The 14,118-nt window shown below is 58.6% G+C and carries 13 protein-coding genes and 1 pseudogene; 6 read left to right on the top strand and 8 right to left on the bottom strand.

Translation table 11 applies throughout. From position 1 onward, the window contains the following. Positions 1-37: 37 nt before the first annotated feature. Positions 38-1,756 (top strand): glycosyltransferase family 39 protein, encoded by a 1,719-nt coding sequence (locus ABQ278_RS05105; RefSeq protein ID WP_349321517.1) that lies wholly within the window; start codon positions 38-40, stop codon positions 1,754-1,756. 6 nt (positions 1,757-1,762) lie between these two features. Here ABQ278_RS05105 and ABQ278_RS05100 read toward each other — a convergent pair whose 3' ends face one another. The 6 genes and pseudogenes from ABQ278_RS05100 to cysS all read right to left on the bottom strand — a co-directional run bounded on the left by ABQ278_RS05100 (position 1,763) and on the right by cysS (position 7,667). Beyond that, on the bottom strand, positions 1,763-2,773 hold the full coding sequence (locus ABQ278_RS05100; protein ID WP_349321516.1) for a glycosyltransferase family 2 protein: 1,011 nt from the start codon (positions 2,771-2,773) through the stop codon (positions 1,763-1,765). Further along, positions 2,770-4,705 (bottom strand): annotated as a pseudogene (gene thrS, locus ABQ278_RS05095) (threonine--tRNA ligase). The gene ABQ278_RS05100 and the pseudogene thrS overlap by 4 nt, the downstream one beginning before the upstream one ends. Before the next feature lie 141 nt (positions 4,706-4,846). After that, positions 4,847-5,086, bottom strand: coding sequence for a membrane protein insertion efficiency factor YidD (gene yidD, locus ABQ278_RS05090; RefSeq protein WP_349321515.1), 240 nt, complete (start codon positions 5,084-5,086; stop codon positions 4,847-4,849). 128 nt (positions 5,087-5,214) lie between these two features. Beyond that, positions 5,215-5,637, bottom strand: coding sequence for an iron-sulfur cluster assembly scaffold protein (locus tag ABQ278_RS05085; RefSeq protein ID WP_349321514.1), 423 nt, complete (start codon positions 5,635-5,637; stop codon positions 5,215-5,217). Positions 5,638-5,676: 39 nt separating this feature from the next. Further along, positions 5,677-6,234, bottom strand: coding sequence for an SRPBCC domain-containing protein (locus ABQ278_RS05080; protein WP_349321513.1), 558 nt, complete (start codon positions 6,232-6,234; stop codon positions 5,677-5,679). After that, positions 6,234-7,667: a cysteine--tRNA ligase gene (gene cysS, locus ABQ278_RS05075; protein WP_349321512.1), complete on the bottom strand. Its 1,434-nt coding sequence runs from the start codon at positions 7,665-7,667 to the stop codon at positions 6,234-6,236. The genes ABQ278_RS05080 and cysS overlap by 1 nt, the downstream gene beginning before the upstream one ends. Before the next feature lie 308 nt (positions 7,668-7,975). Here cysS and folE point away from each other — a divergent pair, with 308 nt between their 5' ends. From folE to rpoH, 5 genes are all read left to right on the top strand, one after another. Further along, complete coding sequence (gene folE / locus ABQ278_RS05070) at positions 7,976-8,632, top strand: GTP cyclohydrolase I FolE (RefSeq protein WP_349321511.1); 657 nt, start codon at positions 7,976-7,978, stop codon at positions 8,630-8,632. Between the two features lie 158 nt (positions 8,633-8,790). Continuing rightward, positions 8,791-9,228 (top strand): biopolymer transporter ExbD, encoded by a 438-nt coding sequence (locus ABQ278_RS05065; RefSeq protein ID WP_349321510.1) that lies wholly within the window; start codon positions 8,791-8,793, stop codon positions 9,226-9,228. Positions 9,229-9,515: 287 nt separating this feature from the next. Beyond that, the gene (locus ABQ278_RS05060) at positions 9,516-9,962 is read left to right on the top strand and encodes a biopolymer transporter ExbD (RefSeq protein ID WP_349321509.1); all 447 of its coding nucleotides are present in this window, start codon (positions 9,516-9,518) and stop codon (positions 9,960-9,962) included. Positions 9,963-10,054: 92 nt separating this feature from the next. After that, a complete protein-coding gene (locus tag ABQ278_RS05055) occupies positions 10,055-11,101 on the top strand; it encodes an RluA family pseudouridine synthase (RefSeq protein ID WP_349321508.1) in 1,047 nt (348 codons plus the stop codon). Between the two features lie 318 nt (positions 11,102-11,419). Then, the gene (rpoH, locus tag ABQ278_RS05050) at positions 11,420-12,430 is read left to right on the top strand and encodes an RNA polymerase sigma factor RpoH (RefSeq protein WP_349321507.1); all 1,011 of its coding nucleotides are present in this window, start codon (positions 11,420-11,422) and stop codon (positions 12,428-12,430) included. A 49-nt stretch (positions 12,431-12,479) separates the two neighbouring features. On the opposite strand, the gene ABQ278_RS05045 is transcribed toward rpoH, so the two are convergent. Together ABQ278_RS05045 and ABQ278_RS05040 are read right to left on the bottom strand one after the other, a co-directional pair. Continuing rightward, positions 12,480-13,160, bottom strand: a complete 681-nt coding sequence (locus tag ABQ278_RS05045; RefSeq protein ID WP_349321506.1) for a DUF6445 family protein — start codon at positions 13,158-13,160, stop codon at positions 12,480-12,482. A 79-nt stretch (positions 13,161-13,239) separates the two neighbouring features. Continuing rightward, the gene (locus tag ABQ278_RS05040) at positions 13,240-14,037 is read right to left on the bottom strand and encodes a response regulator (protein ID WP_349321505.1); all 798 of its coding nucleotides are present in this window, start codon (positions 14,035-14,037) and stop codon (positions 13,240-13,242) included. Positions 14,038-14,118: the final 81 nt, after the last annotated feature.

Here is a 14,118-nt window from a genome sequence, read left to right as displayed (position 1 = left end):
TATCGCCCGCAAGCTGTCGCGGTCTTTGAGGGGTTTCATGGCCGGCATCACTTTACAAGGCATGATCCAGCTTCTGCAAGGCCCCTTTGTCCGCATGGCCTCGAAGGGCCGACGCGGGCCGCTGCTGGCCGCCCTGCTCGCATTTATCGTCGCCCTGCCCTGCGCCCTTATGCTGCCGCCGCTCGACCGAGATGAGTTGCGTTTCGTGCAGGCCTCGGCGCAAATGATGGAAACGCACGACTTTATCAAAATCAACGTGCAGGAGGTGCCACGCTACAAGAAGCCGGTCGGCATCCATTGGCTGCAGGTGGCGGCCGTCAAACTGACCTCCAAGGTGGCCAAACGCGATATCTTTCCTTACCGCCTGCCCTCGCTGCTCGGCGCAGCGCTGGCGGCGTTTGCCTGCGCCTGGGGCGCTTCCTATGCCTTCGGCACCCGAATAGGCACCAAGGCCGGGCTTCTTTTCGCCGTTACCTTCATGCTGTCGACAGAAGCCTTCTGGGCCAAGACCGACGCCGTTCAGTGCGGGCTGGTGACCCTGATGATGGCGTCGCTGGCGCAGATCTACCTGCGCACCCGTGACCTCGGCATGGATGATCCGCGGCCGAAAATGCCCTGGCTTAAGCTGGTGTTCTGGTTGGCGGTCGCCGGCACTATCCTGATCAAGATCATCATCGGCCCGATGATACTGGCCGCAACCCTGCTGACGCTCTTTGCCTGGGACCGCAAGGTGCGCTGGGCGCGCAATCTAAGCTCGGGCTGGGGTCTGATCCTTGTCCTGCTCATCTGCGGCCCGTGGTTTATGGCGATCACCGTGGCCACCGACGGCCAGTTCTGGGTCGGGGCGGTTGGCAAGGATTTCGCCGACAAGATCAGCGGCGGCTCCGAAGGCCATGGCGGCTGGCCGGGCTACCATCTGGCCCTGTTGCCCATTACCCTGTTCCCGGCGGCCTGGTTCCTCGGCGGCGCGCTGCAGACGGCGATCTCGCGTCGGCATGAGGCGGCCATACGCTTTGCCATCGCCTGGTTCCTGCCGGCCTTTATCATCTTCGAGCTGTCGCCGACCAAGCTGCCGCACTACACCCTGCCGGCTTTTGGCGCCTTGATCTGGCTGTGCGCCGTCTCGATGGATGTGCCGTTGAAGACCTGGGCCAAGGCGCTAAATGTCACCGCAGGAACCATCGGCGGGCTGGTGATCTCCGTGATCGCCATCGCCGGCTACCATCTCTACGGCGCCTCCGATGCCCTGATTTTCGTCGTCGCCGTGGTGTCGTCGGCGCTTGCACTTGCTGTCCTCGGTGGCTGGCTGATGTGGCGCAATCGCCAGCGTGCCGGTTTCGCTTTCCTGCTGGCGGCCGGCATATTGACGCATCTCAGCTTCGTCAGCGAGCTTGCGCATCTGAAGCCATTGTGGATTTCAAAGATGCTGGAGACGGCGCTGGTGACGGCGCATCTCGATCCGCGCCAAGGCGTAGCGCCCGGGCCGGTGGCCATCATCGGCTATGCCGAACCGAGCTTCGTCTTCGCTATGGGCACCAAAACGGAGTTGCTCAACGAAGACGCCAAAGGCGCCGTCGCCGCCCTGCGGGAAGGCCGGCCAGTCTTTGTTGAATCGAAGTTTGAAAAGGCGTTTCAGGCGGAAGCCAAGGCTGCCGGTATCGTTCCGCACGCGGTCAGCCAGATCAAAGGTCATAACTATAATGGCCATGATCAGGCGCTGACGCTTTACAGCAACACGCCCACTGTCAGTAAATAGCAGGCCTTATTCGGCCGGCAGATCGCTATCCTCATCGTCCCTAAGGCGCTTGCGGGTCATGGCACGCGCCACCGACACGGATACGATCACGGGCGACAGCAGCCAGACATAGGCCATGCGCCATATCCCCTTACCCTTGGCGCGCTTCTTGAAATAGTAGGTCAGGCCATTGCCCTTGTTACGTTCGACAAACATCGGTTCGACGCGCGAGGTATGACCTTCGTGAACCACCTCAGCCTGAGGATGGAACAAAACCGTGCCGCCCATCTCACGAGCACGCCAGCACAGGTCAACGTCCTCAACATGCAGGAAGAAATTGCTGTCAAAGCCTTTCAAACGGGCGAAATCTCGCTTCGAGACCGCGAAACAGGCACCGGAAATCGTCGGGACAGGCGCAGGGCCCGCCGGTAGCGGCTGATCCTCATAGTGAATTTCGTACTTTTGCAAGGCCGGTATCCATTTGAAAAGATGCAGCAGTGACACGAGTGTTGTCACCGGCGTTACCTCGCCGCGTCTGGCACCGCGCTGCTCGCTCATATCGGGGTTCAGGAGACGCGCACCGACGATGCAGGGCGACGGCTGATTCCTGGCCGCCTCGATCAGGCGGCGTGTGCAATCATGCTGCAGCATGGCGTCCGGATTAAGGAAAACCAGCCACGGCTGATTGGCGAGGATAGCGCCCAGATTGGCAGCGCGGCCAAAACCAATATTGCCATGCCCCTGAACCAGCAGGATGTGATCATGATCTTCCTTAAGGTCACGCAGCATCTGTGCGACCTTCTCGGATGAACCATTGTCGATAATAATAAACTGGGTCACATGCGGATCGTTCATCACCCGGTTTATGCTGTCAAACAACACTTTGCCAGTATGGAAAACGATCATGATGACCGTGATGCCGTCTGCCGCATTCGCATCGCCCCCCAAGTCCAGATGCTGGACGAAGTAATTCGCCTCACTGGTGGCGAGCTTGCGCTCCTTGAGCATGTCGATGATGGAGGGCGGCAGATGGTTCATGCGTCACGTGTCCTTAGATCTGGGGGCGTGGCTTCTGCCGACAGGCGCGCGACGGCATCCGCCACGCTCAGAATGGTCTGGCCTTCGGAGCCGAGGAAACGCAGGGCGACTTCGCCCGTTTCGGCTTCCTTGCGACCGACGACGGCGATCACCGGCACCTTGGCCAGCGAGTGCTCGCGCACCTTGTAATTGATCTTTTCATTGCGCAGATCGGTATCGACGCGCAGGCCCGCCTTGCGCAGGGCCGCCGCGACGGTCTCCGCGTAAGGATTGGCGTCCGAGGTGATCGGCGCGATGACGACCTGAACGGGGGCCAACCAGATCGGGAACTTGCCTGCGTAGTTTTCGATCATGATGCCGATGAAGCGCTCGAACGAGCCTAAGATCGCGCGGTGAAGCATGACCGGACGCTGGCGCGAACCGTCTTCGGCGACATATTCGGCATCGAGACGTTCGGGCAACACATAGTCGAGTTGCAGGGTGCCGCAGGTCCATTCGCGGCCGATGGCGTCCTTGACAATGAAATCGAGCTTGGGCGCATAGAAGGCGCCGTCGCCTTCGGCGATCACCACCTCGACGCCGGCCTGACGCGCGGCTTCCGCCAGCATGCCTTCGGCCTTGTCCCAGAATTCATCCGAACCGGCGCGGTTTTCAGGGCGCGTGGCCAGGTTGATATAAGCCGTTTCCATGCCGAGATCGGCGTGGATCATGCGGGTCAGGCGCACGAACTTCTCGGTTTCCTCAACGATCTGGTCTTCGCGGCAGAAGATGTGGGCATCGTCCTGCGTGAAGCCGCGCACGCGCATCAGACCGTGCAGCGAACCCGACGGCTCATAGCGGTGACAGGCGCCGAATTCGGCCATGCGCATCGGCAGTTCCTTATAGGAACGCAAACCGACCTTGAAGATCTGGACGTGGCCGGGGCAGTTCATCGGCTTGAGCGAAAGCGTTTCAGCTTCAACCGTTTCGCAGACGAACATGTTGGGGCGATACTTTTCCCAGTGACCGGACTTTTCCCAGAAGGAACGATCAAGCACCTGCGGCGTCTTGACCTCAACATAGCCGGAATCATCGAGACGGCGGCGCATATAGGCCTCAAGCGTGCGCCAAAGCTGCCAGCCCTTGGGGTGCCAGAACACCATGCCGCGACCCTCTTCCTGCATGTGGAATAGATCCATGGCGCGACCGATCTTGCGGTGATCGCGCTTTTCGGCTTCCTCGATGCGGGTGATATAGGCTTCGAGATCAGCATCCGTGGCCCAGGCCGTACCATAGATGCGCTGCAATTGCGCATTGTTGTGGTCGCCGCGCCAGTAGGCGCCGGCTAGCTTGGTCAGCTTGAAGGCCTTGCCGATGAACTTCGACGACGGCAGGTGCGGCCCGCGGCACAGATCCTTCCAGCTATCGCCGTGGCGATACATGGTGATGGTTTCCGTACCCGGCAGATCCCGAATAATCTCGGCCTTGTAGGCCTCACCGATCGATTTCGAAATGTTTGATGGCGTCGTCGCGGTCCCAGACCTCGCGCACGATCTTCTCGTCGCGGTCGACGATCTCTTTCATCTTGGCTTCGATTTTGGCGAAGTCGTCGGTGCTGAAAGGCTCGTCGCGGGCGAAATCGTAATAAAAGCCGTCCTCGATCGATGGCCCGATGGTCACCTGCGTATTCGGGAACAGTTCCTGAACCGCCTCGGCCAGGATGTGGGCCGTGTCGTGACGTATGACTTCGAGCGCCTCAGGGGCGTCGCGCGTCAAGATTTCCAAAGCCCCCCCCTCTTCCAGTGGCCGGTCGAGATCAAGCAGCGTACCATCGAGCTTGATCAGAACGGCCTTCTTCGCCAGCGATTTTGACAGGCTTTCGGCAATGGCCCTGCCGGTTGTCCCCCTGTCGAAGCTGCGAACGGCGCCATCGGGAAACGTCAAGTCTATCATCATCTTAGTCACTCTCGTCTCGCGACCTGTAGCCCTTACGGCGGGCTTCATCGCGCAATAAATATAATAAGGTTTCGATGTGGTCTTGGAAAACCAGCACGAAACCGGGTTTGATGTGCCGCGAAAACGCCACACCAGACCTTACTCTTTGGGTTCCTTCGGCAGAACCGGATCGTAGCCGCTGCCGCCCCCCGGCCGACAGCGACAGATACGCTTAAACCCCATCCATGATCCTTTTATAGGGCCGTGGATAATCATGGCTTCAGCAGTATATTCCGAACAGGTCGGCCGGAAACGGCAGCCCTGACCGATATAGGGCGACAATGTGAGCTTGTAGGCCCTCAGCGCCGCACGCACGGAACGTTCGTAAAGAGCGGTCATGTGCCATCGAATGGAGAAAAAGTTGAACCGCGTCAACCCTGCAAATATCCGCCCCCGCGTTAGGGATATTATGGAGCTTATTTTCGCCTGAATGGCAAGCGCGTCAGAGCACAACCTGACATTTAATTTTACAAGCGTGACGAAATAGCCGCAACTGTGGCATCAAACGCCAGCAGGGTCGAGGCGTGGCGCGCCGGGAAGTCCTTGACAGAAGAGAGAATTCTCAAATCCTCGAAACGTAGCGGAAAGTCTGTCGGCTCACCTTTAAGGAGATGACGCAGGGCATCGCGCGCTTCTGTCACCTCTGCGGCGGTAGCGCCGATGACATGCTGACTGAGAATCGCCGCACTGGCCTGACCGAGCGCGCAGGCCTGCACCTGCTGGGCGAATTCAGTGATCACTTCGCCGTCCATATTCAGCTCGATATGGATGGTAGAGCCACACAGCTTGGCGACCTTATCGGCCACGCCTTGCGGCGTCGCCAGATGACCGACGTGCTGAAGCTGCGTGGTGCTGCGCAGGATTTCGCGGGAATAGAGGTTGTCGATCATGAGGCCTAGATGGGTTGCGCGCCGAACATGCGCAAGGCGCTACTTGCTGCCGAACGGGCCAAACAGTTTCGGACCGCGCCAGTTGGGTTTTTTCTTGGCCAGGGGTTCAGCATCCGGGTTAGCCTTGGCGGCCTGTGGCGCGGGCGTATACGGATTGGCGGCAAATTGCGCCTCGGCCTTGTTTTTCAAGGCCTCGCCAAACGCCTCGAAACCCGTACGGATAAGGCTGCGATAGCGCTTGCCTTCGCGTTCCGACAGATAGCCGTTGAACATGGCGCCAATCGAAAAGCCCGCGCCGGTATCACTCAGAATATCGAACTCGAAATAGCGCACCAGGGTGCCGGCATAGAAGGGCTTGGGCACGCTGACATGGATATGCGACAGCGGCGTCCAGTCGGCGATAAAGCCGTCCGTCTCCCAGGTGCCCAGGCCTTCGTAATACTCCTCAAGGTGGACCGGCGCGCCAAAGGACAGCCTGGCGTCCGTCTTTTTGTGGATCGGGCTCCATTGCGGCCAGGCATTGATATCGGCGATGATGGCATAGACATCATCGACGGGCGCGGCGATGCCGACGCGGTGTTCGATCTTCAAACCCATCAGTTCGTCGCCTTTACTTTCCAGCTTGCACCGCCGGCGCTGTCCATGACCTCGATATTGAGCGCATCCAGTTCCTTGCGGATGCGATCGGCTTCCGGCCAGTTCTTTTCCGCCCGCGCCACCGCACGCGCCGCGATCAGGGCTTCAACCTGCGCCGTCAGATCGTCACCCGCGCCCTGCTTGAACCAAGCCTCGGGGTCTTGTTGAAGAATGCCGAGGACAAGGCCCATTTCCAAAATATTGCTTTTAAGATCGGACGCAACCGCCAGATTTTTTTCGCCTAAAGCCTTTTCCAAACTATTTGCCACAAAGAAAATATTACTTATTTGACCGGGGGTATTCAGATCTTCAAGCAGGCTCTGATGGTTGACATAAGTGTATTGTCCGCGACCTTTAACTTCTACAACGGGAACATCAACCGCTCTACGCAGCAATCCATATAGCTTATCGAGGTTGTTCCGACTCTGCTCCAACAGTTCCGGGGTCCAGTTGAGCGGAGACCGATAATGCCCGCTTAACAAGGCCCAGCGGATCACTTCACCCGGATAATCCTTAATCAGGTCATGCACGAGCACAACATTGCCCAAGGACTTCGACATCTTCTCACCGGAGAAATCGAGGAAGCCGTTGTGCATCCAATAACGCGCATAGGCCGCCGGATCAGAGTGACCGTGGGCGGCGCAGGACTGCGCGATCTCGTTGGTGTGATGCGGGAAGATCAGATCCTGACCACCGCCATGGATGTCGATCGGCAACTGCAAGACCGCCTCGCTCATCGCCGAACATTCGATATGCCAGCCCGGACGACCCGGCAAATCTTGTGGCCCAGGCCAGACCGGCTCACCGGGTTTGGAGGGTTTCCACAGCACGAAGTCAGCGGCGGCGTCCTTATTTTCGGCCACCTCGACACGCGCCCCGGCGATCATATCGTCAAGCGAGCGCTTGGCCAGCTTGCCATAACGACCTGATCCACCATCGTAATCGGCCACACGGAACAGGACTTCGCCGTCGTCTGTGACATAGGCCGCTTTCCGCTCGATGAGATCTTCGATCATCGCCACCATGTCGGGCATGTGGTCGGTGGCACGAGGCTGATAGGTCGGCGGCAGCGCATTCAGCGCCGCCATATCGGCATTATAGATGTCGGCGTAACGGTTGGTGATCACCGAGATATCGACGCCCTCGTCCATGGCCTTCTTGTTGATCTTGTCATCCACGTCGGTGATGTTGCGGGCGTAAACGACATGGTCTTCGCCATACAGATGACGCAACAGACGAAACAGCACGTCGAAAACCACGACCGGTCGCGCGTTACCAATATGAGCGTAATTATAGACGGTCGGCCCGCAGACATACAGCGTCACACGCTCAGGATTGTTGGGCTTAAATTCGACCTTTTGGCCGCTCAGCGTGTCGTGAATATGCAGTTTCATCAGCGTTTTTGGAGAATTTCGGTTGTAATCAAATGGCTCCCACCCATATAGACGCGGCAAGCCCCCAATGCCACGTAAAATCTGCACCATGTAAAATCTTGGCCAGAGTGATCCAATTTTCGCAAGGACGTAGTATAAGGGGCTCTAATGTTGGTTTTTGGTACTGCCATAAACTGACCGGCCCACATGCAAGAACGCCACGGCACGCGCCGGCTGATTTTATGCGGGTTATATTGTGAGGGATACCGCGCGTCCTTCCGGAACCGTCGTTCCGGCGCCACTGGGTAGCCCTGGGAACCGAATGTATTATGGATAGCCTTGATCCTGTGTCGAACCTGACCACCGAAGCGAACAACCTGCTCAACACCTCCAAGCCCAAGAGCGTCGTCACCTACACCAACCGCCCGTCGCGCGAAGAAGCGATGGCCGCCGTCAAGACGCTGCTGGCCTGGGCCGGTGACGATCCCGAACGCGAAGGCCTGCTCGATACGCCCAAGCGCGTCGTCGATGCCTACGGCGAATGGTTCCAGGGCTATACCGAAGACCCAGCCAAGGAACTGTCGCGCACCTTTGAGGACGTGCAGGGCTATGACGATATGGTCATGCTGCGCGAAATCGATGTCGAATTGCACTGCGAGCATCACATGGCGCCCTTCCTCGGGAAGGCCTGGGTGGCCTATATGCCGACCTCCAAGGTCGTCGGCATTTCCAAGATCGCCCGCGTTGTCGAAATCTTCGCCAAGCGCCTGCAAACGCAGGAAACCATGACAAAGCAGGTGGCGGACGCGCTGGAAGAGTCGTTGGCGCCGCTGGGGGTCGCCGTCCTGATCGACGCCGAACACCAGTGCATGAGCACGCGCGGCGTCCACCACAAGAACGTCACCACGGTCACAACGCGCTTCACCGGCGTGTTCAAGACGGATCAGGCCCTGCAAGATCGCTTTTTGCGCCTGATTCATCGCTAAGCCTTATCTCTTTCTGAAAAAAGCGGCCCCGCTCCGGCAGGGCCGCTTTTTTATGCCCCTCATAGCCGCCCCTCATTATATTTAATTGCTTTGCTTTACAAAGCATCATGTAAGGCATAATTTATGGCCACGCAATACGTATTATGGAGGAGAAGACCATGGCCATGAAACTCGGTGGCAAAAGCGGCCGCTACAGCGTCGCGCAAAATTCCGACATCAACGTCACGCCCTTCGTGGACGTCATGCTGGTTCTGCTAATCATCTTTATGGTATCGATTCCGGCCGCCACGGTCTCGATCAAGCTTGATATGCCACCGGCTGAAGGCCCGACAAGCCAACGTCCAGACCCGGTGTTCATCTCCGTCATGGGACCGGACGACATCTATATCGGCGCGCAGAAGACCAGCATGGCCACCCTGATCAGCGATGTGACGGCGGCCTTGCGCGTTTCAGACCCGAACACGCCTCTGAGCGAACAACGCGTGCTGGTGCGCGGCGATAAAGATATAAGCTATGCCGACTTCATCGCGGTGATCAACCAGCTCCAGCAGAACGGCTACGTCAAGATCGGCCTGATCAACGAAGACATTGTCTAAGCGTCCTTGGGTATAGGCGTCCTTGGCGCTGGCTGTCCGTGGCACCGGTGAACGCCGGAAGCCGTTCGGTTTTCGGCGTTTTTAATTGAGAACGGCGCTCCGGCATGAAATATTCTTAATCTCTGCCTCTTATGACCGCCTTTCAGGCTTTACATTTAACTCTGACTTGTCCTAAATCGCTACCGACAGGTCAGACAGGCAGCGCCACCCGTGCGCCGTCCGTGGCCTAACGGCATATGTTTGTCCCCTGCGGATCGCGTCCGCGGAGGCTTTAAGGGAGTTAAACTATGGGCGCTAAGCTCGGTGGCGGTGGCGGCGGTAAGTATACGGTCGCGCAAAATTCGGACATCAACGTCACGCCTTTCGTGGACGTCATGCTCGTTCTCCTCATCATCTTCATGGTGTCCATCCCGGCCGCCACGGTGTCTATCAAGCTCGACCTGCCGCCCGCAAAGGCGCCGCCCACGAACGAAAAGAAGCCGGATCCGGTCTTTATCTCGATCATGGGCCCTGAAGACATCTATATCGGGCCACAAAAGACCAGCATGGACCGCCTGATCGGCGACGTCGCAGCTGCCCTTCGCGTCACCGACCCCAACACCCCGCTCAGCGAGCAGCGTATTCTGGTGCGTGGCGACAAGGACATCAAGTATGATGACTTCGTGAAGGTGATCAACGAGCTGCAACAAAACGGCTACCTCAAGATCGGCCTGATCAACGAAGACATCGAATAGTCTTTGGTCTACCCCTTCGAAAAACCCCGGCAGGTTCTCCTGCCGGGGTTTTTTATTGTGTCATACCGCCATAGGGTGTTAAGGCCAGCCCCATGACCTCACCGACATCAGCCGAAGACTTTAGCGACGACATCGACGACCTCCTGGACGACAGCGCGGATGTGGTTGGTGACGTTCAGACCCTGGCCACCACAATCGATGCCGACAGCAACGATCTGGGCGACCGGCTAGACCGCGTGCTCGCCGGCCACTTCCCCGATCTATCGCGCGCACGCCTGCAGGCCCTCATCAGCGAAGGCCGCCTGAGTTTTCAGGGCAAGGTGATCAGCGACGGCAAGCACAAGGCGAAGGCCGGCGACTACAGCCTCATCATCCCCGCCCCGACCAACGCCACACCCGAACCGCAAGACTTGCCGCTGGAAATCCTGTTCGAAGACGAACACCTGATCGTGGTCAACAAGCCGGTCGGCATGGCGGCGCACCCGGCACCCGGCACACGCGACGGCACCCTGGTCAACGCCCTGCTCTATCATTGCGGCGATTCGCTATCCGGCATCGGTGGAGTACTGCGTCCCGGCATCGTCCACCGCCTCGATAAGGACACCTCCGGCATTCTGGTCGCCGCCAAGTCCGATGTGGTCCACCGCGCTTTGAGCGAACTGTTCGCCCGCCACGATATAGACCGCGAATACCGCGCCATCGTCAGAGGCTCGCCCAAATATATGACCGGCACCGTGACGACGCGTCTTGGCCGTTCACACCACGACCGCAAGAAGATGGCCGTCTTGCGCGCCGGCGGCCGCGAAGCGATCACGCACTATCGGCTGGAAGAGGTCTATGGCGACGACAAGCCCTTGGCCGCGCTGCTGACCTGCCGTCTCGAAACCGGCCGCACCCACCAGATCCGTGTGCATATGGCACATCTCGGCTGCCCGTGCCTCGGCGATCCAGTCTATGGTTCCGGCGCGCCGGCTAAAGAGGTTCAGGTTATTCTGAAAGAGCTGGATTTCAACCGCCAGGCCCTGCATGCCGGCCTGCTTGGCTTTGTGCATCCGGTGACGGGCGAAAAACTGAAATTCAAAGCCCCCCTGCCCGACGATATGCAGGAACTGGTCGATGCCCTGGCGGATATGAACTGAATTAAATCACAGGGGCCGACCGGCCCCCGCCCGACGTTTCGGGCGAGCCTGACGACGTCTTGGTCGTCGCGGCGCTTGAGCGAAAAAGCACAATGCCTCCTCTTCGAGGCATTGTGCAGCGCACTCACCGAACTGTGATCCTGTAACACCGTGCGTTTATGATAGATTTGCCCTCCCAAATCGCTTTTGACTCGGATTTTAACGTTTTACCTGAGCGGGGGTCTTTTTTTCGTCAAAAGGCTTCCTAAATCTACACACAGTTGTCGGGCATGTTACCCCCTCCAGTGTGTCCCCCTCACACGACAAGGCGCTGGTCTCATGTCCGACACGATCTCCTATTCTGACCTATCGTCAGAGTCCCAATCCGACAAGGCTTCACCAGAAAGCGATAAACCGATGAGTTCTCTTGCCCTGACCTCTTCATCCAATCTTGCTACGCGCGACGGCGCCAGCCTGCCGGCCCTCACCCCGGACGGCGGCCTCAATCGTTATCTGTCTGAAATCCGCAAATTCCCCATGCTGCCCAAGGACGAAGAGTTCATGCTGGCCAAGCGCTGGGCCGAACACCAGGACCCGAAGGCCGCGCACAAGCTGGTCACCTCGCACCTGCGCCTCGTCGCCAAAATCGCCATGGGTTATCGCGGCTACGGCCTGCCGGTCGGCGAAGTGATCTCCGAAGGCAATGTCGGCCTGATGCAGGCGGTCAAGAAATTCGATCCCGATCGCGGCTTCCGCCTCGCCACCTACGCCATGTGGTGGATCAAGGCCTCGATCCAGGAATACGTCCTGCGTTCGTGGTCGCTGGTCAAGATGGGCACCACCGCCGCGCAGAAGAAGCTGTTCTTCAACCTGCGCAAGGTGAAGTCGGAAATCTCGGCGCTGGAAGAAGGCGACCTGCGTCACGAGCACGTCGAACAGATCGCCACCAAGCTGGGCGTATCGGAAACCGACGTCATCAACATGAACCGCCGCATGTCCTCGGCCGATTCGTCGCTGAATGCGCCCTTGCGCGCTTCAGAAGGCGATTCAGAGTGGCAAGACTGGCTGGTCGATGACAAGCAACAGAGCCAGGAAACGGTTCTGGCCGACAATCAGGAATACGGTCAGCGCATGGACCTGCTCCAGGCCGCCATGGGCGAACTGAACGAGCGCGAAAAGGAAATCCTGACCGAGCGCCGCCTGAAGGATTCGCCCACTACGCTGGAAGACCTGGCCGAGCGCTTCGGCGTTTCGCGCGAACGCGTCCGCCAGATCGAGGTGCGCGCCTTTGAAAAGCTGCAGAAGGCCATGGTCGCGGCCTCTATCGCCGCTACCCCCATTTCGGCCTAAGTCTGCTTGCCGTTTGAACGCTAAAAGCCGGTCCGCAAGGGCCGGTTTTTTATTGCCCCCGCACAAATATATTGCCGGTCAGTCGTCCGACCAGCGGGTCTTCGCTAAACACCATGTCATCCGGAATAATACCGGAATGCAAGAGATTGCCCTGATAGATGATCAGGCGATCAGCCGCGCCTTCTATGAAGCCGGTCCGCTCAAAAAAGGATGTGGAGCCCGACATATAGCCACGTGCGGCCTGTTCCGCCTCGCTTTGCCGTACTGCACTGTAAGCGTCACGATTGCCCTCGGTAACCTGCTCGATACCCGTGGCGCGATGACGGTAAAAGGCGGTTCCTGATCCGGGCGTGTCGCTCAGATAATGCAGAACCGCCAGATAGCCGGGATGTGTTTGATCGAAATGCGGCGCCTTCTGTCCGGACAGAAGGCTTTCCGGCGACGTCGTCACCATGGAAAAGCTGGCTTCCTGAAGTGAGAATCCTTTAAATCCAAACACCTCGCCAATAAAGGGGACGCAAGCCTCAACCGTGCGTGCAACATAGCCAAAGCCGGCAGGGTCCGACGGCAGCAAAAGGCGGCGCAGGCCCGGATAGCGTGTGGTGCGCTCGGCAGGAAACGGCGCCAGAGTCTTGGCCAAGGCACGTATCTCCTGCAAGGCGCCCGAAAAATCATCGAGAATCAGGATGGGCGCCTGGGACTGGCCAAAGGTTAGAACTTGGGATTTCATGGACGATCAGGCTGGAGATGGGAATGACCGCCAGACTACGTCATTTCGCCGACAAAGAAACGCTATAAAGCGCGATATGTCAGGCGGCCTTACCAGCGCCAGGCGCATCTTCAATCTTGAACAGCCTAGCCAGCACGGCCACGGGCGCTTTCAGCATGTCGCCGGTCATGCTGGAGGACTTGTAGGCCTGGAAGATTTCGGTCACGGCGCCTTTAAATTCCGGATGGGGGATCGCTTTACAGGCCGGCACCAGAACTTCGAGCTGGGCCGTGATGGCGCGCCTCGCCTGTTTGCGATCCGTATCGAATTGCTGGCTGGCAGCGCGCAGGATGCGCACACTCTGCTCAATCCGCTTCATGCCATCCGACATGGTCTCCGGTGCGCGCGTGCTGGGGCCGGAGCCGGAATTGAAGCGTCGGCGATCGGGCCCGACATACATCACCGCCTCGATCCACGGCGGAGACTTGGTGACGACGTGTTCCAGGCGCTTGAGCAGGTCGCCCGAGGCGAACGGCTTCTTCATGATCTCATCACTGCCGCAATCGCGCGCTTCCTTCAGCGTTTCCGGCAGTTCATTCGGCGCCATCATGATGACGGGAATCTTGCGGCATGGCAGGTCGGAGCGACGCAGGGCGGTTATAAATTTGGCGCCTTCAAGTTTCGGTCCCTTAAGATCACAGAAGATAATCTGGGGATCGAAGGTCTCGCACAGGACCTCGGCGCGGCGGTCGTCGTTTTCGACCTGGACCTTCTCGACGCCCAGAACGCGCAGCATATCCATCAGGATGCGCGCATAGGCGGGATTGCTCTCAAGCACCAGCACCCGCTTGAGATGCGGCTTCAGTTTGGCGGCCAGTTTTGGATCGAGCGAGAACAAGGATGACTCACGACAGGAATGATTATCATGAGCGTACACCCTATTGGTAAAAATAGATTTTACCGTGCAGTGCAAAAGGCC

Source organism: Asticcacaulis sp. MM231 (assembly GCF_964186625.1).
Classification (GTDB): domain Bacteria; phylum Pseudomonadota; class Alphaproteobacteria; order Caulobacterales; family Caulobacteraceae; genus Asticcacaulis.
This window is presented reverse-complemented; position numbering and strand designations above follow the sequence as displayed.